The sequence below is a fragment of the Paenibacillus sp. ALJ109b genome, assembly GCF_010747435.1.
GTDB classification, from domain to species: domain Bacteria; phylum Bacillota; class Bacilli; order Paenibacillales; family Paenibacillaceae; genus Paenibacillus; species Paenibacillus taichungensis.
The window spans coordinates 136,608-155,991 of record NZ_JAAIFP010000006.1 but is presented as its reverse complement, the minus strand read 5'-3'; the positions used below and the strand labels follow the sequence as shown (position 1 = coordinate 155,991).

Below are 19,384 nucleotides of genomic sequence, written 5' to 3'. Positions count from 1 at the left end.
AATATATATGGAAAATAGTAATCGTAATTTCTTGCAGCCTTATACATTTGCGAATGGTTTTACGCTAAAAAATAGAGTGGTCATGGCGCCGATGACAACGATGTCCAGTTTCTTCGACGGTTCAATCACCAATGATGAAGTCGATTATTATGCCGAACGGGCTGGTGGCCCTGGTATGATCATTACGGGTGTTGCATACGTAACTGAAGGGGGAAAAGGCTTCGAAGGTGAGCTTTCCATCGCAAGTGATTCTACAATCAAAGGACTGTCCAAAATTGCAAGGGCCATTCAGAAAGATGGAACGAAAGCCATTGTGCAAATCTTTCATGCAGGGCGCAAAACGAACTCCAAAACGCTAAGAGGTGTTCAACCCACCAGTGCGAGTGCAATCGCTGCCGCACATCCAATCGGCTCGGAGACGCCGCGTGAATTAACACCTGAGGAAATCGAAAGCATTATTAAGGACTTCGGCAGGGCAACCTTGCGGGCCATACAAGCTGGTTTTGACGGAGTAGAGCTTCACGGGGCCAATACGTATCTGTTGCAGCAATTTTTCTCCGTCAATTCCAATCAACGGTCCGATCAGTGGGGTGGCAGCTTTGAAAATCGCATGCGATTTCCGCTGGCAGTCATTCAGGAGGTTGCATCGGTTATCGATGCCCATGCAGATAAACCCTTCATCCTCGGTTATCGGATTTCACCCGAAGAAATTCATATGCCGGGCATCCAGCTCGAAGACTCCTTGGCTTTTGCCCAGGCTCTGACAGACACGCGGGTTGATTACATTCATCTGTCAATGGGAAGTTACAAACGAACCTCTTTAAACCAACCCGATGACAAGGAGCCGATCTTAACTAAATTCGTTCGTGTTTTGGATCACAAAAAACCTCTGATCGGTATTGGATCGATTGAGCGGCCGGAAGACGCAGAAGAAGTTATCAACGCCGGGGCAACTTTGGCTGCACTCGGACGGGAATTGATTCGCGAGCCGAAATGGGTACAGAAGGTAAAAGCAGGTGACCTTGGCAGCATTCGTTACCAAATATCCCCGTCTGATATGGATGAACTGCGTATCCCTTTGGCGATGCAGACTTATCTGGAAGGTTCGTTTCGGGAGGTTATGCACTTTACTACCGATAGTCAGGAAGGGACTGACTACCAGAATTCGCTTGCACCGATGGAGGGTTTTGAGAAGAAAATGTAAAAGCTAAACTATATTAGGTAGATTCAACTTTTGGATCAGTAATAGATATTTATTAATTCCGGAGCAACCATTTCCTGCTTTTACAAGAGGGAATGGTTGTTTTTTATTTAATAATAATGATTTACAAACACAATTAAATTGTGTACAATCTAATTGTTAGCAAAACAAAAAGAAATATCATCTTTACAAAATAAAATCTAAACATACAGAGGAGACAATACTCATGAAAACATTATACGAAACTACAGTTATCAATACAGGTGGACGTCAAGGGATCGTGCAATCGCCGGATAACGTATTTATGCTCGATGTCGCTGCCCCGCCTGAACTGGGAGGAAAAGTAACGACAGCTACGAATCCCGAGCAATTGTTTGCAGCAGGCTACAGTGCTTGCTTTAATTCAGCGCTGGAGTTTCAATTGAAGAAACACAAAGTCGAAATTGAGAGAAGCACAGTATCGGCTACGGTTATGCTAGTAACGGACCCTACGGATAATGGTGTGAAGCTGGAAGTGGAACTTGAAGTTAAAATTGAGGGTCTGGATGAAGAAACAGCACAGAAATTTGTCAAACTTGCTCATGACTACTGCCCATATTCCAAAGGCATCAAAGGGAACGTTAATGTTACTGTGGGACTAGCGTAATCTTCGAGCGGGGACGATTGAATGCTTTCGTTTGGACTTCACTGTTGAAGTCTGAAGCATGTATCTAAAATAAGGTCCATCATACTGAAGGCCTCCGAGGAATCGGAGGTTTTTTGATATGTTTTTAATTCTTCAGCGATATCCAATAGTAGATAAAGAAATTAATCACGATTGAAATATACCCATATGGGGTATATTATAAGAGTAGAAATCGAAAGTTCAAAGGAGTGCAACTCATGAAAAAGTATGCAATGATATTGCTGACTACGGTGATCACGGGCAGTCTGATGTTAAGTGGATGTGGCAAGAATGCTGAGCAGCATAATAGCAGTAGTGACAGTCATGCAGCGAGCACAGGAGAGATGCACCACTCGGATTCGGGAGAATTACCGGAAGGGCTTCAGGAAAAGAAAAACCCTACATATCCAGTGGGCAGCCAGGCCGTGATAAGTACGGACCATATGGCTGGAATGAAGGGCGCAGAAGCGACCATAGTGGGAGCCTATGAGACGACAGCCTATGCAGTCTCGTACACACCAACCACAGGGGGAGACACTGTGAAAAATCATAAATGGGTCATCCAAGAGGAAATTCAGGACCATACGGATCAACCGTATGCAGCAGGAACAGAGGTTGTGCTGAACGCTGATCACATGCCAGGAATGAAAGGTGCTAATGCAACGATTGACTCCGCTGAGCAAACGACGGTATATATGGTTGATTACACCCCGACCACAGGCGGAGATCCGGTGAAGAATCATAAATGGGTCACAGAAGAAGAATTGTCTATTCAATAATACTTTTTAATGAATAATCAAATTCCCACTCAATTATGGGTTATAATGGAACAATAAGATTAAAGCTGCTGGAAAGGGGAATGTATATGATGGACTTCAGCAAGCCGCCCCATGCCTCCGAATCACATACACACAAACAGCGCCATGAAGAAAATGAACAACAGCTTTTAGCCGGAGGGAAAAGTATTTGGTGGGAAATCAGCAATTGGCTAATTCTCGGTGGGATACTTGCGGTGATCTTCGTATTGTTTAAATTCGTGTTCTAGAAAAAGAGAAACATTAAAACTTTGGATAAGGGCCATATTAAATGGGCTCTTTTTTTTACGCTTGTACATATAAAATTATCAAGAAAATAACAAATGACAAAAATAATTATTTGTCATTTGTTATTCGGTGTGTTAATCTAATTTCAACGGAGGTGACTTGAGGATGGTGTAACCATCTTAATCATATGGATAAGGACAAAACTTCTGAATTTTTAACCAAGGAACAAATTATCGCAGCAACGCAGGAAACTCTTCGACGCTTTGGTGTTGCCAAAACATCTGTTACGGATGTCTCTAAATTGCTTGGAGTTAGTCACGGTACGATTTACAGGCACTATAAAAGCAAGAAAGAATTACTTGAAGGCGTGACCGCACAATGGCTCGAAGATGAGATTATCGCGCCTTTGACGGCAATAACTAAGGATCAGAGTTACAACGGAGAGGGAACACGTCATCTGAAAGTATATATAGAAGCATTAATCGCTCGTAAACGTCATTATGCAGAATCCGATGCAGAGTTGTTTGAGATGTACGCACGGGTAACCCAGGAATCCGCAGATATTATCGCTAAACATGTGAAACATCTTGTACGTCATTTGAGTGAAATTATCCAGCAGGAGAACCATTTCCAATTTAACAACCCAGATGTGGTTGCAACAGCGATCCTTCAAGCTACAGCTCGTTTTCATCATCCGGCACACGCTTATGAATGGCAGAGCCCTACAATTGATACGGAATTTGCACAGGTGTGGTTGTTGATCGAAAAGGGATTATTACATTTGGAACAAGAGAGGGAGTAATCGTAAATGAAAAAGCTAACAGGTAAAGTGGCCGTTGTAACAGGCTCATCCCGGGGGATCGGACGTGCTATAGCGGAGCAACTCGCTGAAATGGGCGCGGATGTCGTCATTAACTACGCGAGTAGCCCCGACAAAGCAGAGCAGGTCGCAGATATTGCTCGCCAAAAAGGAGTGCGTGCCATTACTGTTCAGGCTGACCTTGCCCGGAAGGAAGATGTGGAGCGTTTATTTTCCGAAACGATTAACCAGCTTGGAAAAATCGATATTCTGATCAACAATGCAGGCATCATGAAGACAACGCCTTTGGCAGATGTGACTGAGGAAGAATTCGATCAGCAGTTTGCGATTAATGTAAAAGGTACATTTTTTGCTTGTCAGCAAGCGTTGAAACACATGGAGAACCAGGGCCGAATCGTTAACTTCTCCACTTCTGTAACTGGACAGATGTTTCCGGGATACAGCGTGTACGCCGGTACCAAAGGAGCAGTTGAACAGATTACTCGTCAGCTTGCGAAGGAATTTGGCTCCAGACAAATCACTATTAATGCTGTTGCACCAGGTCCCGTGAATACCGAATTGTTTTCTGTCGGGAAGACGGAGCAGCAGCTCGAAGGGATGCGTAAAATGAATGCATTTGGTCGTCTGGGTGAACCGGAAGACATTGCAAATGTGATCTCATTCCTCGTCAGTGAAGAATCGCAATGGGTTACAGGACAGACGCTACGTGCAAACGGCGGTTTCATTTAACGAAATCATGCACGAAGTTTACCCCTTTTGACACACAACCGGGCGAATCCCCATATGATGCATTACATCAGCAAGCAATTGGGGAAATGGGGAATTCGGGATGGCAAAAGCAAAGGGAAAAAAGGCTCCCGCGTTAAAGAGTGACAAACTTCGTGTATCCATGAAATTGGTTACTTCGGATGTATGTGAGCGTTGCAAGACCCCCTGTACACGAGGAATGGATTATGCAGCACGGATGCGAACCGATGGAGCTGTAGGCAAGGGCGTACCTTGTATATTAACTCGTCATACTTCGTAGTCAGCAGCTTAATAAAATTGACCCAGAAGAAGTTCGTATAATTATGCATTGCCAACAACTATACTATAGGGGCGTCCTTTAACAGGGAACGCCTCTTTTTGATCATTCCAAGGGGTGGAAAATATTCTGGATAAAAAATGAAAAATGATGAAAAACAGCGCAACTTTGTGGATGAACCTGCAGTATAAATGTACAACAGCTAGCAGCAGGGGAGGGAATATTGACGGAATGAAATGGAAAAGAATTTTGCTGTGTGTCACAGTATTCTCCTTGCTCGGCGGGTCTTTATTGTTTGCAGATTCAGTGAACGAGAAGATTCGGGTTCTCATTAACGGCAAGGAAGCAGCTGACGGTGGTTATCTGATTGACGGAACGACCTATGTACCTGTAAGGGAAGCGGGCGGAATCGCCAGATGGGATAGCACAAACAAGAGAGTAACGGTTATCAAACCGAATGTACATATTTTTCTCTTCAAGGGAGATACCGTGTTTGGCAACGTGAACGTGGGTAAGTTGAAATTTAATGTGTTCTCACAAGTCGACAGTTTGACAACGGATATAGCTGCCGTGAAGGTGACGATTACCAATCCAAGTGGTGAGGTTAAAGATATTCAGTCCCAAGAGCTCAAGACTCAGAAGGATAACTTCTGGTTCCGAACGTACGATTTTACGTATGATTTCAGCCGGGCTGGCAAGTACCAAGTCGGTTTTTATATTAAAGAAAATGCAAATAGTAATTATGTGCTGGCAGCCGAGAAAATCATTACCGCGCTGAACGATTGAAGCAAAAATAACCTTGGCGGTTAAATTGACCTGGACCATTGAACATGTTACGATATGCAAGGTTACACAATTTCTATTTATAAAGCGAGGTATATCAATGAGCGATCACACACATGAACACGGCGATGCCTGCGGATGCGGTCAAGACCACGACCACGACCACGAGCATGAAGAAGTTCTTCTGACACTGACAGACGAGAACGGAAATGACGTGGAGATGGTTCTGGTGGAGACGTTTGACGTGGAGAAGCATGTTTATGCGCTCCTGCTGGAACGTAACAATCCTGAAGCTGACGGCATCATTCTGCGTATGGAAGAAGAAGACGAGGAAATGGTGCTCTACAATATTGAAGACGAAGAAGAGTGGACCCGTGTTGAAGCGGCGTACAACGAACTCGTTGCAAGCCAAGAATAGTCATCCTTTTGGAATAAAACAAGAAGGCTCCTTGATCACAGGGGGCCTTTTGTTTGCTTTTTATTAGGTGTATATGCTATTTTTTCTTGCTATAGGGACAGTGGAATAGGTGGGAAAATGCAAATAAGACAGCGATCATAACACAAGGCAGGACAAGTCTGTGTGGAGAAAAAAATAAAAAGGACCAAGCATCCCGCTTGGTCCTTAGAGATCGATCAACCTCATGAAGAGGTGGCTGTTCTAGAAAATCGCATCTGCTTCCACGATGACTTTTACATTGGTTACGCTACGGTCTTCAGGTCCTTTTACAGGCAGTCCAACTTCAACATGATCAATGATGTAGTCGATGTTTTCCTGAGTGATAACCTCACCTGGCAGCAGAATCGGAATTCCTGGTGGATATACGTAGATGAATTCCGAAATAATTCGGCCCGCGGATTCCTTGAAAGGAATGACTTCGGTATCACCATAGAACGCATCACGTGGAGTCAGCATCAGCTGTGGGACATCTGGAACCTTAACCACCAGCTCGTGGGCTGGATTCACTTGATAATACGTACGGGATAGATCTTGCAGGGCGTTCAGCAAGATTTCTACGGAGTCATCCGTATCTCCCGGCGTGATGAGGCACAGAATATTATACATATCACTGAGCTCTACCTCGATTTTGTAATGCTCACGTAGCCAGTTCTCTGTTTCGTAGCCTGTAATTCCAAGGTGGCGAACATGAATGGTTACTTTGGTTGGGTCGTAATTAAAGGTAGCCTCTGTGCCCAGCAGCTCTCTGCCGAAGCAATACAGTCCGTCCATATCATTAATGGAGCGTCTTGCAAACTCAGCCAAATCAATGGCTTTCTGTGCCATCTGATGGCCATTCAGAGCCAGATTACGTCTCGACGTGTCGAGCGAAGCCAGCAGGATGTAAGAAGTCGACGTTGAAGTCAACATACTAAGAATGGTTTGTACACGTTGCGGATTCACATAGCCATTCTTCGTGTTCAGGTTGAGTACAGAACTCTGAGTCATCGAACCACCCAGCTTGTGTACACTCGTTGCAGCCATATCAGCCCCGGCGGCCATGGCTGAGAGTGGCAGATCTTCATGGAAATGAATGAGCACGCCATGTGCTTCATCCACAAGTACTGGAACCTGATAGCTATGCGCCAGTTCGACAATTTCTTTCAGATCGGTACATACGCCGAAGTACGTTGGGTTAATGACGAGCAATGCCTTGGCATCGGGATGACGCTCAAGGGCACGTCGGATCGCGCCGGTAGTGACACCGTGATCGATTCCTAGATTGGCATCCTGCGCAGGAGAGACGAACACGGGTTTCGCTCCTGAGAAAATGATGGCAGACATGACCGATTTATGCACATTACGGGGCACAATAATCTTGTCACCCGGTTCACATACGGACAGAATCATGGTCATGATGGCACTGCTTGTGCCTTGTACACTAAAATAGGTATAATCGGCTCCGAAGGCATCGGCTGCCAGAATCTGCGCTTCCTCAATGACACCGGTTGGCTGATGCAAATCATCTAGCGGTGCGATGTTAATCAAATCTATGGAGAGGGCATTATCGCCGATAAATTCACGAAATTCGGTGTCCGTTCCCAATCCTTTTTTATGTCCCGGAATATGAAATTGCACCGGATTGAGTGCCGCGTGATTTTTTAAAGCGGTAAACAGCGGCGTACGGCGGTGATCCATCAGTGCTGTCACAACCTTTCCTAATTATAATTTGTAAGAAAAACGTCTTTCGACGTAAATTCTATGAAGACAGACCGCATGTAGCGGATGTTTTTCTTGCGATCACGGATTTAGTTCAGCTTCGCTGATAACTTATCATTTTGTAATCTCAAACAAATTTGAGTATAGCAAATTAAGAACCGAATGCAAGCAGTATTGCTTGACAATTTTTCGAATTGCTGAGATTTGGACACATCCCCGACGGTTACAGTAAGGATAGGAGATGGGCAAGCAAGCATCGAAAGGGGAAAAAGAATGCAAACCAATACAAAACCAGCCAAAATCCTGCGATCACCTTTCTTTATAGCCATGTGGCTAACGCTTTTTCTAGTAGAAATCATCAAGGGTGCCCTGCTGGTCGCTATTTTGCCCGTGTATATGGACAATATTCTGGGCTTATCCGCTGGCGTAATTGGTGTGGCCTTTGCCCTTCAATATTTGGGAGATAATCTGTTCCGGGCTCCCTCTGGCTGGGCAGCAGAACGGATCGGGTTTCGCGCTACAATGGTGACGGCCCTAATTTGTACATTAGTTGCTGTAATCATGATTATCTTTTTCAAAAGTGCATTTGGCCTTGCCATGGCTTGCCTCATTCTTGGAGTCGGTACGTCACCCCTTTGGCCTTGCGCCATGACGGGCGTGACCGCGATGTCGGGGCCGCAGAATAAGAACGGTACAGCCATGGGTGCGCTGGAGATGGCGGCACTTGGGGGGACTGGACTTGGGCCGATCGGAATGAACTGGTTATTGGAACGGACGCATCACGATTATCGCACCATTTTCCTGGTGTTGATGGGTGTTGCAATTCTGGTCATTCTGGTCGCCTTGATTCTACCCGGACGTGTCGTTGTTGAGGGTGAGCATGCGGAAAGTGAGACCAAGCGGACAGATATGAAATATCCGGCTAAACCGAATATTCTTACGCCTTTCATCCGACTCAAAAACAGTGTCCAGGGCACATTGCAACGGGTACGAAGCACCCTTAATGTGAATCCGCTCGTATATCCTGCACTGTTCATGCAGTCCTTTGTTATTGGTCTGCTCAGTCCCGTGATTACGCTATACACTCGCACAGACCTGCACATCTCGCCCAACCTGTACAGCTTGTTGCTGATAGCCGGTGGCGGGATTACGGTCATTGCACTGTTGCCTGTAGGGAAAATGGTAGACCGGTTTGGAACGGCACCGTTCCTGAACATTGGTTTTTTAATGGCAGCAGCAAGCCTGTTTGCTTTTTCATCCATTACGTCTATTCCTGTTGTGTTCGGCATCGTCATGCTGGTTGGCGTCAGCTATGCGATGATTCTCCCGGCCTGGAATGCGTTTGTAGCCACATTGATTCCCAAAGGAGAACGCGGAGCGATCTGGGGTTTCTTCCTGACCCTTCAGGGATCAGGCATGGTCGTAGGACCGATTGTATCCGGACTGCTGTGGGATCACGTTAGTCATCCTGCTCCATTTATCGGAAGTGCTGTCGTTATGGCTGGACTTGCTGTTGTGCACTATGTGTTATCCCGTAAACCGTATCGTACAGCTCCTGCTAAATGAAGCGATGAAGCCTGGTAAGGTTGATCTAATAAGAAAAGGGAGTTCCAACAACCGTACAGGCTGTGGAACTCCCTTTTTATGCAGCATAGTCCATCCATTTAGCTAACGACGTGAAGATTGTTCTGCCCGCCGCAGTAGTCAACCTCGGGAACTTACTGCGAACGAACCGTTTCCAGGAACTTTTCCCCATCCGCAGGAAGCGGATCATCCCGATCAACTCGCAGTCCGGACATGACCTCTGCATACCTCCATTTCGCGTCCGTTATATCATGAAAAACGGGGGCTTGCCCCTGTGCATCTGCGGAAAGCTGCGATCCTCCGGATCAATCGGTGAAAAATAGTCAAATAACCAAGTACCCTTACATAAAATGAAGTATAAAATAGGGTAAGCCGATTGAGTAGAAGCGATTGAAGAAGATGGCCGGAGCATCTCCGGTACAGATGGAGGGAGTGCCGTGAATAAGAGTTATGAAGTTGAATATTGCAATCTGGAGCTGCGGTTCAACCGTCGGCATATCCAAAATTTGATCAAAGACCTTATTCGTGAGGGGTATTCACTATATTGGAGCGAGGACGAATCCTTTTTTATTCTGTCAGTCCGCACCGGACGCAAGCTGGTAAAGCTCCGTTTTCAACAGACGCGCAGTGGGAATTACAAGATGACAGGAGATTATATTATCAAAGATGCAAAACTTGCGGAATGGTTGGAGAAACTGATTGGGGATACACGCGGGCATGCCGTTGTGAAACGCTTTAAGGATCAGCAGATGACCGTGGAGAATATTTTGTTCGGTGAAGTCATTCGTCTCGTTGAAGTATCCGGGTTCAAACAGCGTGTTATTTTTCAAAAGGAACCTGCGCCGACGGCGGAAGAGATGGAAGAAATGTTTCTCTCGCGCGAAGGTGAGGAGCGACTCATGCTGCTGCGCATGGAAGTAGACGATGAACTGGAGCGTCTGCATGCCGCCATTCAGACGGATAATATCGAAAAAGCAGATGCCTGTCGTAAAGTCTTAAAGCAGTTGTCAGGGCACATGTTGATGCTGGAAGGCTGAAATATAACGCTGTATTTATGAAAATACGATGAACACCTCAGGTAATTGGGGTGTTTTCTCGCTGTGCGACCATGGTCCGGGGTTCACTTCTATGCGTAAAACCGTTAAAATGGGGGTATTGTTGAGAATTCATTCAATAAAATTAATTGGAGCAAAGGATGGAGGACCAGATGGCGAAACAACAGATCGGTGTCATTGGACTTGCAGTAATGGGCAAAAATTTGGCCCTTAACATTGAAAGCAGAGGTTTCACGGTATCGGTATTTAACCGTTCCCCGGAGAAAACCAACGATCTTCTGAAAGAAGCCGAAGGTAAAAACCTGACAGGCACATTCTCTATTGAAGAGTTTGTGGCATCCCTGGAATCCCCGCGCAAAATCCTGATCATGGTACAAGCTGGTTATGCAACCGACGCTACCATTGAACAACTGCTTCCTCATTTGGATGAGGGCGACATCATCATTGATGGCGGTAACGCATACTTCCCTGACACACAACGTCGCAGCAAAGAGCTGGAAGACAAAGGCATTCGCTTCATCGGTACAGGTGTATCCGGTGGGGAAGAAGGCGCTCTGAAAGGCCCTGCAATTATGCCAGGTGGACAAGAGAGTGCGTACAAGCTGGTTGAACCGATCCTGACAGCCATTTCGGCCAAAGTCGGTGACGATCCTTGTTGTACATATATCGGACCAGATGGTGCCGGACACTATGTAAAAATGGTGCATAACGGTATCGAATACGGAGATATGCAGCTGATTGGTGAAGCTTACCACCTGCTCAAATCCGTGTTGAATGTGTCCGTTGAGGAGCTTCACGCCATCTTTACAGAATGGAATCAAGGAGAGCTGGACAGCTACTTGATCGAAATCACGGCAGACATCTTCTCCAAATACGATCCAGAAACGGGCAAACCAATGGTTGATGTCATTCTGGATGCAGCTGGACAAAAAGGAACAGGAAAATGGACAAGCCAAAGCGCGCTGGATCTCGGCGTACCATTGTCCATGATTACGGAATCCGTATTCTCCCGCTTCCTGTCTGCGATGAAAGACGAGCGTGTGGCAGCGAGCAAAATCCTGAACGGACCTGCGGTTGAAGCATTCTCCGGTGACAAAAAAGCGTTCATCGAGAATGTTCGCAAAGCGCTGTTTGCAAGTAAAATCGTATCCTACGCACAAGGTTTTGCCCAAATGCGTGCAGCTTCCGATGAGTACGGTTGGGATCTGAAATACGGCAACATCGCTATGATCTTCCGTGGTGGTTGCATCATCCGTTCGCAGTTCCTGCAAAACATTAAAGAAGCGTATGACAAAGATGCAGCACTGAAAAACCTGCTTCTGGATCCATACTTCCAAAATATTGTAGAATCCTACCAAGGTGCGTGGCGTGAAGTAGTAGCTGCTGCGGTAATTCAAGGCGTTCCGGTTCCTGGGTTCTCCAGTGCATTGTCCTACTACGATAGCTACCGTACAGAGCGTTTGCCTGCGAACCTACTGCAAGCACAACGTGACTACTTCGGTGCTCATACGTTCAAACGTCTGGACAAAGAAGGCAGCTTCCACCACAACTGGATGGAATAGTAGCGTATAACGCAAGTCCGTGAGATTTGGCTAAATTGTCCTGAATCAAGGACCTTGGCTGGAAGAAAAGCATGGACTGAAGCTTGGAAAGGGGGGACTTGGAGAGTCGGTACATACCGATGAGCTCCAGGTCTCTTTTTTAACGTATGCGTAAGCTGGGTCCTACATCGAGATTCGTTACAATTTTAAAATCGCCTATATTTCCAAAATAGGCTGATCTGAGTTCTTTAAAATCGTTTGGATTACAAGGAAGTGCTTCGATATGATCTGGAAGTGCTTGCGGATGTATGGAGGGAAGACAGTCATACTATGGCCTTCCCCCGTCCGCAGGGCTGTGTTATGATAGGACAAAAGTGCTCACGAATTGCTTGAATTAAAGGAGTGTACACCTTGAGCAAGTCTAACAATATTATTCTCATCGGCATGATGGGAACTGGCAAATCAACCGTCGCTGACATGCTCGCACGCGAGTTAGGTTACCGACTGATTGATGTGGACGCCGCGGTGGAAAAAGAGGAAGGCTGTACGATTTCTGAGTTGTTCACAGGCAAGGGAGAGACGTATTTCCGCGATGCCGAGAGTCGCATGTTGTGCTCGGTGTTAGAGAAAAAGGCGCAGGTGATTGCGACCGGAGGCGGTGTGGTACTACGTTCGGACAACTGCGATGTCATGTCGAAGAACGGCTGGGTGGTTGCACTGACTGCTGATCCGGCAGTGATAGTAGAACGCGTCAGCGGTTGTGATAACCGTCCGCTCTTGGCAGGCAATGCGGAGGAACGCATTCAGACCATTATGCAGGAACGGAAGGACGCATACCGGTTTGCGCATTACACGGTGGATACAACCGAGTTATCCGCTTCTGAAGTGACTCGTTTAATTTTAGCGCATTACCGCGTCTAAGCTTGTAATTATTTCATTTTCTCGTCAGTGAGAGTATGGATAGAACGTACACATGAGTGTAGGGTCGATGCATGGAGAGGGATACATTTCGCATGTGGAAGAAGATATGTTGAAGGATTTAAAGTGGTGAATGGGATGTGATCGTGAGAGATTGATGTGAAAAACGGGCCGATTGGCCCGTTTGACTGATGGTAAGGATCAGGGTGCATGGTGGTTATCGAGAACTGCTGATTGCAGCTAGCTATCCTAACCCTTTACCCTAATCCTGATATTATTTAGTTTTCCTCTTGCCATTGCAGCATGCCGCCAACCATATTGGTGCAGCCATCATATCCGAGCTGCTGTAAGTACTCACAGGCACGTTCGCTACGGTATCCACTACGGCAGATCAGAACAATCTCACCAGACTTTTGAATTTCGGACAGTCTGTCCGGAATCTGTCCAAGCGGGATGTGTTTCGCTCCCTCGATCATGCCTTGTGCGACCTCATCGTCCTCACGGACGTCTATCATCTGCAGCTTCTCTCCCGCCTGCAAGCGGCGGCGCAGCTCAGAAGTTTCAATTTCAGCAATTTGTGTCATATTCAGGTCCTCTTTTCTGTATGGACTTAACGCCTATAATGATACCCAAGCGATGTATGGAATGTCAATTTGGCAGTACAGCATCACCGTATGTATCCTGAACCAAATACGTAACAGGATCATCTAACGAAGCACATTATAATCAATGAAGGAGAATTTCATCCATGGACGTTATCGTTAAACCGACCCCATCCCTGAAAGGGGAAATTGGAGCTTTGTCTTCCAAAAACTACACCACACGCTACTTGCTAGCTGCTGCGCTGGCAGAAGGCACGAGTACGATCCATTACCCGGCTCATAGTGAAGATAGTGACGCTATGCGCAGATGTATTCGCGATCTTGGAGCAGTGCTTGAAGAAGATGACAGCAAAATCGTTATCCAGGGCTTTGGCAGCCATCCACATGATGTGCGTGAATTAAATGTAGGCAATGCGGGTGCAGTGCTGCGTTTCCTAATGGGGGTAACGGCACTTTGTCCTGAGGTGACGTTTGTAAATACGTACCCGGATTCTCTTGGCAAACGCCCACATGATGACCTGATCGATGCGCTTGGTCAGCTGGGTGTTGAGGTACAGCACGAACAAGGACGCTTGCCAATCACGATCAAAGGTGGTCAGGCTAAGGGTGGACATATCCGTGTATCCGGTTCTGTCAGCTCCCAGTATTTGAGTGCGTTGCTGTTTGTAACTCCGCTCCTGGCCGAAGACAGCACAATTGAAGTATTGAATGACTTGAAATCCAAAGTGGTTATTGGTCAGACGCTGGAAGTACTGGAACAAGCGGGTATCGTCATTCATGCGACTGATGATTACATGTCCTTCCGCGTACCTGGCGGCCAAGCCTATAAACCGCAAACATATACGGTTCAAGGAGACTATCCGGGTTCAGCAGCTGTCCTCGCGGCCGCGGCGGTCACTCAATCGGATGTTAAAATTTTGCGATTGATGGAACAAAGCAAACAAGGTGAGCGTGCTATCGTTGATGTTCTGCGCATGATGGAAGTGCCGTTGACGCATGAGAATGATGTGGTTCACGTGCAAGGTAACGGTACATTGAAAGCCGTGGAATTCGATGGAGATGCCGCGACAGACGCGGTTTTGGCCATGGTAGCGGCAGCAGTGTTTGCGGAAGGCACCTCACGGTTCTATAATGTAGAGAACTTACGTTACAAGGAATGTGACCGAATTACGGATTATTTGAACGAACTGCGGAAGGCAGGAGCCAACGTAGAAGAACGTCAGGCCGAGATTATCGTACATGGTCGTCCAGAAGGCGTCGAAGGCGGCGTTGAGATTAACGCTCACTACGATCATCGCGTAATTATGGCACTGACCGTTGTCGGTCTGCGTTCCAAAGAACCGCTTCGTATTCGGGATGCACACCATGTAGCCAAGTCTTATCCGCAATATTTCGATCATTTGCAGGCGCTTGGCGCCTCGGTTCAATGGGTAAAAGAGTAAAATAACACGTTTAAGAGGTTGTTCAAAAAACCGCTTTTGATTACGAAGGATGCCTGGAGGCATCATCAGCATCGAATATGGAATTCAGCCGAAATGTCCGTTGCTCACGTAGTTTTCCCTACGCTCCGCTACTCCATTTCTAGCTTCATCCCATCTTCTCGGTACTGAAAACCGGTCTTTTTGAACACGCACTTTAAGCAGAAAAGGATGGTGCTTGAACATGGAATTTAACAATCCTACTCGTGAAGAAATTGGACAACTTTTGCGCAAGGCAGGCAACATCGCAGTCGTCGGCTTATCGGACAAATCAGATCGCACTTCCTATATGGTAGCGGAAGCCATGCAAAGCAGAGGTTATCGCATCATCCCGGTAAATCCGCAGGTACAAGGTGAGATTCTCGGGGAGACGGTATATGCGACTCTTGCAGATATCCCTGAGCCGGTTGATATCGTGAATGTATTCCGCCGCGATGAATATTGTGCGGATGTCGCTCGTGAAGCTGCGGCGATCAAAGCGAATGTATTGTGGCTTCAGCTTGGTATCCATAGTGATGAAGCCGTACAGATTGCTGCTGAGAACGGCATGACAGCGGTAACGAATCGTTGTATCAAGGTAGAGGATTCCATCGTTCTGCGCGGTGCTGGACGCGGTTAAATCTCAATCACTAAAAATCCCGTTAACCTCGAGTTGACGGGATTTTTCTGTTACATTCTTGGAATATAGAATAAATTACCAACAGGATACTGTTTTGCTTTGACAAAACGTTGCGTAAAGCTTACCATCTAGGATAGAAAGGAGAGGTCGCCATGAATTGGCTCGGATCCTTGCAGCAGCTCGGACGAGCGGTAATGCTGCCTACAATGGTCCTGCCCGCCGCCGCAATTTTGCTGAGTGTTGGCAGTTTGCCCTGGGACGCCTGGGGATTGAAAGTTGTTGGTGAAGTGTCTACCGTGGCCGGACACGGTATTTTTTATTTTTTGCCGTATTTGTTCGCTGTCGGTGTAGCGCTGGGACTCTCCAACCAGGCCGGACAAGCGGGACTCGCTGCTCTGGCTGGTATTGTGATATATGATCAGGTGACTCGCAATTTCGGGGATGGCACCGTTCAACCTGCTTCCTTAATTGGAATTATTCTCGGCGCACTTGCCGGGGTGACGCATAATCGCTTCAAAAGTATTAAACTTCCCGAAATCTTACAATTTTTCGGTGGTTCCAGGTTTGTTTTGCTCATCGTAGGGCTGTGCTCGGCACTGTTCTCCTTCTTTATGTTATGGATCGCACCCATTCTACAACATGCATTGAACGCCATCGCCACCTGGGAATACAGTCTCGGCGGTTTTGGGCTGTTTATATATGGGGTCTTGTACAGGGTGCTGGTGGCCTTCGGACTGCATCATCTGCTTAACAATGTGTTCTGGTTCCAACTGGGGACGTATGAAACAGCAGACGGCAATATTGTGCAAGGGGATTTGCCGCGATTTTTTGCGGGTGATCCGACAGCAGGGTATTTTATGGCTGGGTTATTCCCGATCATGATGTTTGCGATTCCAGCGATTGCCTTTGCGATTATTCAGGAGGCAAGGGAAGACCTGAAGCCGAAAATTAAAAAAACATTTCTCACTTCCGCACTTGTTTGTTTTCTGACAGGGGTATCGGAGCAGATTGAGTTTGCCTTTTTGTTTGCGGCACCTTATCTGTTCATCGTGCATGCAGTCATGTCAGGACTTGCGATGTGGATCAGTTATTGGCTTGATATACGCCATGGATTCTCCTACTCGGCTGGCGTTATTGACTACATACTCAATTTCCATCTATCGGAGAATGCTTGGAAGCTCATACCGATTGGCATACTATATGGGTTGGTCTATTATTTCCTGTTTAGGTGGGCGATTCGTACGTTCAAGATTCCAACTCCAGGACGTGAAGAGGGGTCCATGCTGGAAGATTGGGTAGGTAACATTCCTTATCAAGCTCCTCTCATTTTGGAAGCATTGGGCGGGAAAGAAAACATTGTGCAGGTAGAGGCCTGTATTACACGACTTCGACTCACCGTGCATAATGATCGGTTAATCGATACAGGTGCAATGAAGAGTATGGGGTCGGCAGGGCTCATTAAGCTGGGTGGCGGTAACGTACAAGTGGTATTTGGCACTTATTCGGAATTAATCCGGGAAGAGATTGCGAAGCTGCTCGAACGGGATCTGCAACAAGTGCTGTTCTGTGCTCCTGTGCAGGGCAAAATGCTGCCGATTGAGGAGGTGCCGGATCAGATATTTGCAGCCAAGCTTGTGGGCGATGGAGTAGCCTTTGTTCCGGAAAAAGGAGAGCTGGTCTCACCCGTATATGGAACGATTATGCACATGTATCCGACGATGCACGCACTGGGCATATCAACCCGGGAGGGACTTGAGGTCCTGTTGCATATCGGTATTGACACATCCCAACTGAAAGGCCACTTTGAAGCCTTTGTTCAGGAAGGGGACACGGTGGAGCCAGGTCAGTTGTTAATCAAGTTTGACCTGGCTGTATTGCGAGCCGAGGCGGCATCGCTGACGACACCGATGGTCATCACGAATCCCGATCGTGTCAAATCATGGAGTTTCGCTCCATTTAAGCAAGTTAAGAAAGGTCAGGCATCCGTTATGTCCGTGGTGCTCTATGACAGGAACGTTGGAGGGGTAGAATGAAGATACAAGGCATCAACGGCGCTGCAGGCATAGCCATCGGCAAAGCATTTGTCCTGCCCAGTTGGGAATGGGATCTGCCGGATCAGAAGATGGATTCGGTGGATCTCGCCCAAGAGTTCGAACGGCTGTACGAGGGCATACGGACATCGAAGGATGAGATTGAATATATCAAGAACGAGTTCAAGGAAGTGGTCGGTCCTGAAGAGTCCAGCATTTTTGATGCGCATCTGGCCATTCTGGAAGATCCGGTGTTCATGAACGAAATTCGAGGCATTATTGAACGGCAGTACAAAGCAGCAGAAGTAGCCGTCAAAGAGGCTATTGATCATTTTGTCACCATGTTTGATCTGCTCGAAGACGAGTATATGAAGGAGCGGGCCATTGACATCAAGGACGTGGGGAACCGTCTGTTAAAGCATCTGCTGGGAGCACCGGAAATTACGCTTCCATCGGATACCCAGCCTTATATACTTGTTGCCAAAGAGCTGTCTCCCTCTCAATTGGCGCATTTGAATCCAAGCCACGTGCTGGGCATTGTGACACTCATCGGAGGCAAAACATCACATTCGGCAATTATGGCTCGTGCACTTGGCATTCCTCTCGTTTCCGGTCTGGAAGCGAGTCTTGGCATGCCGGTGGAGACCGGAGATATGCTGGTTGTTGATGGAGATAATGGCCTCGTATTTACGGAGCCGGATCGCAAGACAATTGAACGTTACACGATGATTCGCAGCAAACAATTGAAGAAAAAAGAGCAGTTGCAGGTACTTGCAACAGTAGATGCCGTAACCAAAGATGGTTCCGTTCTGCATCTGGCTTCTAACATCAGTTCCGTCAAGGAATTGGATATGGCACTGAAACATGGGGCAAAGGGCGTGGGGTTGTTCCGGACAGAGTTCCTATACATGGACCGCGCTACGTTCCCGGGTGAGCAGGAACAGTATGAGGTCTATCGTCTTGTCGCTGAGAAAACTGCTGGTCAGTCTGTCGTTATTCGTACACTCGATATCGGTGGTGACAAGCAGCTAGACTATTTTGAACTACCAGAAGAAGATAATCCATTTCTGGGATATCGTGCGATTCGGATCAGTCTGGACCGCAAAGATCTGTTCAAAACACAGCTCACAGCCATTCTTCGGGCAAGTGCTGCAGGCAATGTCAAAATTATGTATCCGATGATCTCTTCGGTAGAAGAACTTCAGGAGGCCAATGAAATCCTGCGTGAAGCGATGTCTGATCTGGACGAGCGCAAATTGCCGTACGATCCGCATATTCAGGTGGGCATCATGATTGAGGTTCCGGCAGCGGTGATGATAGCCGATTTGCTTGCCGAAGAAGCTGATTTCTTCAGTATCGGTACCAATGATCTCGTGCAATATGTACTGGCTGTAGACCGAATGAATGAACAGATTGCACATATGTATCATCCGTATCACCCAGCTGTACTTCGCATGCTTCGCGCAACAGTCGATGCGGCTCATACGGCAGGCATTGATGTCAGTGTCTGCGGAGAGATGGCAGGAGACGAGCGTTCGATTCCCCTATGGCTGGAGCTGGGGATCAGCAATCTGAGTATGTCTCCACAATCCTTGCTGCGTGTGAAGCACAGGGTACTGAATACGACGGCTGCTGCTGCCAAAGAGGCAGCCCATGATTGCTTCACCCTGCGGACAAGTGCAGACATCGAAGAGCGCCTACAGGTCTTCAATGATTCGATGGGCAGTCCAGATGAACAGAGTGGATCGAATGCATCTTGAATGGGATATTTTCAAATAAATACCTTTAAGTGAAAATATTAACTTTTTTACAATTTTGGAAAATAGTCTTATTTTAACGATAAAACCCCACGCCATTGGCGCGGGGT

The 19,384-nt window shown here is 46.9% G+C and carries 20 protein-coding genes; 17 read left to right on the top strand and 3 right to left on the bottom strand.

Annotated elements, in window-relative coordinates; all coding sequences use genetic code 11:
- Positions 1–7 precede the first annotated feature (7 nt).
- The 9 genes from G3352_RS06935 to G3352_RS06895 all read left to right on the top strand — a co-directional run bounded on the left by G3352_RS06935 (position 8) and on the right by G3352_RS06895 (position 5,953).
- Complete coding sequence (locus G3352_RS06935) at positions 8–1,204, top strand: NADH-dependent flavin oxidoreductase (RefSeq protein ID WP_163755238.1); 1,197 nt, start codon at positions 8–10, stop codon at positions 1,202–1,204.
- 223 nt (positions 1,205–1,427) lie between these two features.
- Positions 1,428–1,847 carry an organic hydroperoxide resistance protein gene (locus G3352_RS06930; protein WP_064636540.1) on the top strand — a complete coding sequence of 140 codons (420 nt, stop codon included), beginning with the start codon at positions 1,428–1,430 and terminating at the stop codon, positions 1,845–1,847.
- A 236-nt stretch (positions 1,848–2,083) separates the two neighbouring features.
- Complete coding sequence (locus G3352_RS06925; protein WP_163755235.1) at positions 2,084–2,644, top strand: YdhK family protein; 561 nt, start codon at positions 2,084–2,086, stop codon at positions 2,642–2,644.
- Between the two features lie 86 nt (positions 2,645–2,730).
- Positions 2,731–2,910, top strand: a complete 180-nt coding sequence (locus G3352_RS06920) for a hypothetical protein (protein ID WP_053784269.1) — start codon at positions 2,731–2,733, stop codon at positions 2,908–2,910.
- A 185-nt stretch (positions 2,911–3,095) separates the two neighbouring features.
- Positions 3,096–3,710: a TetR/AcrR family transcriptional regulator gene (locus G3352_RS06915; protein ID WP_163755232.1), complete on the top strand. Its 615-nt coding sequence runs from the start codon at positions 3,096–3,098 to the stop codon at positions 3,708–3,710.
- 6 nt (positions 3,711–3,716) lie between these two features.
- Entirely contained in the window at positions 3,717–4,457 is a 741-nt protein-coding gene (locus G3352_RS06910) for an SDR family oxidoreductase (protein WP_163755230.1), read from the top strand.
- Positions 4,458–4,557: 100 nt separating this feature from the next.
- Entirely contained in the window at positions 4,558–4,755 is a 198-nt protein-coding gene (locus G3352_RS06905) for a hypothetical protein (protein ID WP_072735367.1), read from the top strand.
- Positions 4,756–4,983: 228 nt separating this feature from the next.
- Positions 4,984–5,538 carry a copper amine oxidase gene (locus G3352_RS06900; protein WP_076288201.1) on the top strand — a complete coding sequence of 185 codons (555 nt, stop codon included), beginning with the start codon at positions 4,984–4,986 and terminating at the stop codon, positions 5,536–5,538.
- Positions 5,539–5,635: 97 nt separating this feature from the next.
- Positions 5,636–5,953 carry a DUF1292 domain-containing protein gene (locus tag G3352_RS06895; protein ID WP_063565566.1) on the top strand — a complete coding sequence of 106 codons (318 nt, stop codon included), beginning with the start codon at positions 5,636–5,638 and terminating at the stop codon, positions 5,951–5,953.
- 240 nt (positions 5,954–6,193) lie between these two features.
- Here the strand turns inward: G3352_RS06895 and G3352_RS06890 are convergent, their stop codons facing one another.
- Entirely contained in the window at positions 6,194–7,669 is a 1,476-nt protein-coding gene (locus tag G3352_RS06890) for an aminotransferase class I/II-fold pyridoxal phosphate-dependent enzyme (protein WP_063565751.1), read from the bottom strand.
- A 294-nt stretch (positions 7,670–7,963) separates the two neighbouring features.
- On the opposite strand from G3352_RS06890, the gene G3352_RS06885 reads away from it, so the two are divergent.
- On the top strand, positions 7,964–9,256 hold the full coding sequence (locus G3352_RS06885; RefSeq protein ID WP_163755228.1) for an MFS transporter: 1,293 nt from the start codon (positions 7,964–7,966) through the stop codon (positions 9,254–9,256).
- 76 nt (positions 9,257–9,332) lie between these two features.
- Here the strand turns inward: G3352_RS06885 and G3352_RS30845 are convergent, their stop codons facing one another.
- Entirely contained in the window at positions 9,333–9,473 is a 141-nt protein-coding gene (locus G3352_RS30845) for a hypothetical protein (RefSeq protein ID WP_205524742.1), read from the bottom strand.
- A gap of 238 nt (positions 9,474–9,711) precedes the next feature.
- On the opposite strand from G3352_RS30845, the gene G3352_RS06880 reads away from it, so the two are divergent.
- The 3 genes from G3352_RS06880 to G3352_RS06870 all read left to right on the top strand — a co-directional run bounded on the left by G3352_RS06880 (position 9,712) and on the right by G3352_RS06870 (position 12,791).
- Positions 9,712–10,311 (top strand): hypothetical protein, encoded by a 600-nt coding sequence (locus G3352_RS06880; protein WP_113053909.1) that lies wholly within the window; start codon positions 9,712–9,714, stop codon positions 10,309–10,311.
- Between the two features lie 170 nt (positions 10,312–10,481).
- Complete coding sequence (gene gndA / locus G3352_RS06875) at positions 10,482–11,891, top strand: NADP-dependent phosphogluconate dehydrogenase (RefSeq protein WP_163755226.1); 1,410 nt, start codon at positions 10,482–10,484, stop codon at positions 11,889–11,891.
- Positions 11,892–12,281: 390 nt separating this feature from the next.
- Entirely contained in the window at positions 12,282–12,791 is a 510-nt protein-coding gene (locus G3352_RS06870) for a shikimate kinase (RefSeq protein WP_240342969.1), read from the top strand.
- A gap of 275 nt (positions 12,792–13,066) precedes the next feature.
- On the opposite strand, the gene G3352_RS06865 is transcribed toward G3352_RS06870, so the two are convergent.
- Positions 13,067–13,372: a rhodanese-like domain-containing protein gene (locus tag G3352_RS06865; protein ID WP_163755224.1), complete on the bottom strand. Its 306-nt coding sequence runs from the start codon at positions 13,370–13,372 to the stop codon at positions 13,067–13,069.
- Positions 13,373–13,536: 164 nt separating this feature from the next.
- Here G3352_RS06865 and aroA point away from each other — a divergent pair, with 164 nt between their 5' ends.
- From aroA to ptsP, 4 genes are all read left to right on the top strand, one after another.
- Positions 13,537–14,832: a 3-phosphoshikimate 1-carboxyvinyltransferase gene (aroA, locus tag G3352_RS06860; protein WP_163755222.1), complete on the top strand. Its 1,296-nt coding sequence runs from the start codon at positions 13,537–13,539 to the stop codon at positions 14,830–14,832.
- 220 nt (positions 14,833–15,052) lie between these two features.
- Positions 15,053–15,487, top strand: coding sequence for a CoA-binding protein (locus G3352_RS06855; protein WP_053784277.1), 435 nt, complete (start codon positions 15,053–15,055; stop codon positions 15,485–15,487).
- A 152-nt stretch (positions 15,488–15,639) separates the two neighbouring features.
- Positions 15,640–17,520 carry a glucose PTS transporter subunit IIA gene (locus G3352_RS06850; protein WP_163755220.1) on the top strand — a complete coding sequence of 627 codons (1,881 nt, stop codon included), beginning with the start codon at positions 15,640–15,642 and terminating at the stop codon, positions 17,518–17,520.
- Positions 17,517–19,277: a phosphoenolpyruvate--protein phosphotransferase gene (gene ptsP / locus G3352_RS06845; protein WP_163755218.1), complete on the top strand. Its 1,761-nt coding sequence runs from the start codon at positions 17,517–17,519 to the stop codon at positions 19,275–19,277. Before G3352_RS06850 ends, ptsP begins: the two co-directional genes overlap by 4 nt.
- Positions 19,278–19,384: the final 107 nt, after the last annotated feature.

Coding starts and splice junctions, on each gene's coding strand:
- G3352_RS06935 (WP_163755238.1), top strand. CDS start 8: ATGGAAAATAGTAATCGTAATTTCTTGCAGCCTTATACATTTGCGAAT.
- G3352_RS06930 (WP_064636540.1), top strand. CDS start 1,428: ATGAAAACATTATACGAAACTACAGTTATCAATACAGGTGGACGTCAA.
- G3352_RS06925 (WP_163755235.1), top strand. CDS start 2,084: ATGAAAAAGTATGCAATGATATTGCTGACTACGGTGATCACGGGCAGT.
- G3352_RS06920 (WP_053784269.1), top strand. CDS start 2,731: ATGATGGACTTCAGCAAGCCGCCCCATGCCTCCGAATCACATACACAC.
- G3352_RS06915 (WP_163755232.1), top strand. CDS start 3,096: ATGGATAAGGACAAAACTTCTGAATTTTTAACCAAGGAACAAATTATC.
- G3352_RS06910 (WP_163755230.1), top strand. CDS start 3,717: ATGAAAAAGCTAACAGGTAAAGTGGCCGTTGTAACAGGCTCATCCCGG.
- G3352_RS06905 (WP_072735367.1), top strand. CDS start 4,558: ATGGCAAAAGCAAAGGGAAAAAAGGCTCCCGCGTTAAAGAGTGACAAA.
- G3352_RS06900 (WP_076288201.1), top strand. CDS start 4,984: ATGAAATGGAAAAGAATTTTGCTGTGTGTCACAGTATTCTCCTTGCTC.
- G3352_RS06895 (WP_063565566.1), top strand. CDS start 5,636: ATGAGCGATCACACACATGAACACGGCGATGCCTGCGGATGCGGTCAA.
- G3352_RS06890 (WP_063565751.1), bottom strand. CDS start 7,669: ATGGATCACCGCCGTACGCCGCTGTTTACCGCTTTAAAAAATCACGCG.
- G3352_RS06885 (WP_163755228.1), top strand. CDS start 7,964: ATGCAAACCAATACAAAACCAGCCAAAATCCTGCGATCACCTTTCTTT.
- gndA (WP_163755226.1), top strand. CDS start 10,482: ATGGCGAAACAACAGATCGGTGTCATTGGACTTGCAGTAATGGGCAAA.
- G3352_RS06865 (WP_163755224.1), bottom strand. CDS start 13,372: ATGACACAAATTGCTGAAATTGAAACTTCTGAGCTGCGCCGCCGCTTG.
- aroA (WP_163755222.1), top strand. CDS start 13,537: ATGGACGTTATCGTTAAACCGACCCCATCCCTGAAAGGGGAAATTGGA.
- G3352_RS06855 (WP_053784277.1), top strand. CDS start 15,053: ATGGAATTTAACAATCCTACTCGTGAAGAAATTGGACAACTTTTGCGC.
- G3352_RS06850 (WP_163755220.1), top strand. CDS start 15,640: ATGAATTGGCTCGGATCCTTGCAGCAGCTCGGACGAGCGGTAATGCTG.
- ptsP (WP_163755218.1), top strand. CDS start 17,517: ATGAAGATACAAGGCATCAACGGCGCTGCAGGCATAGCCATCGGCAAA.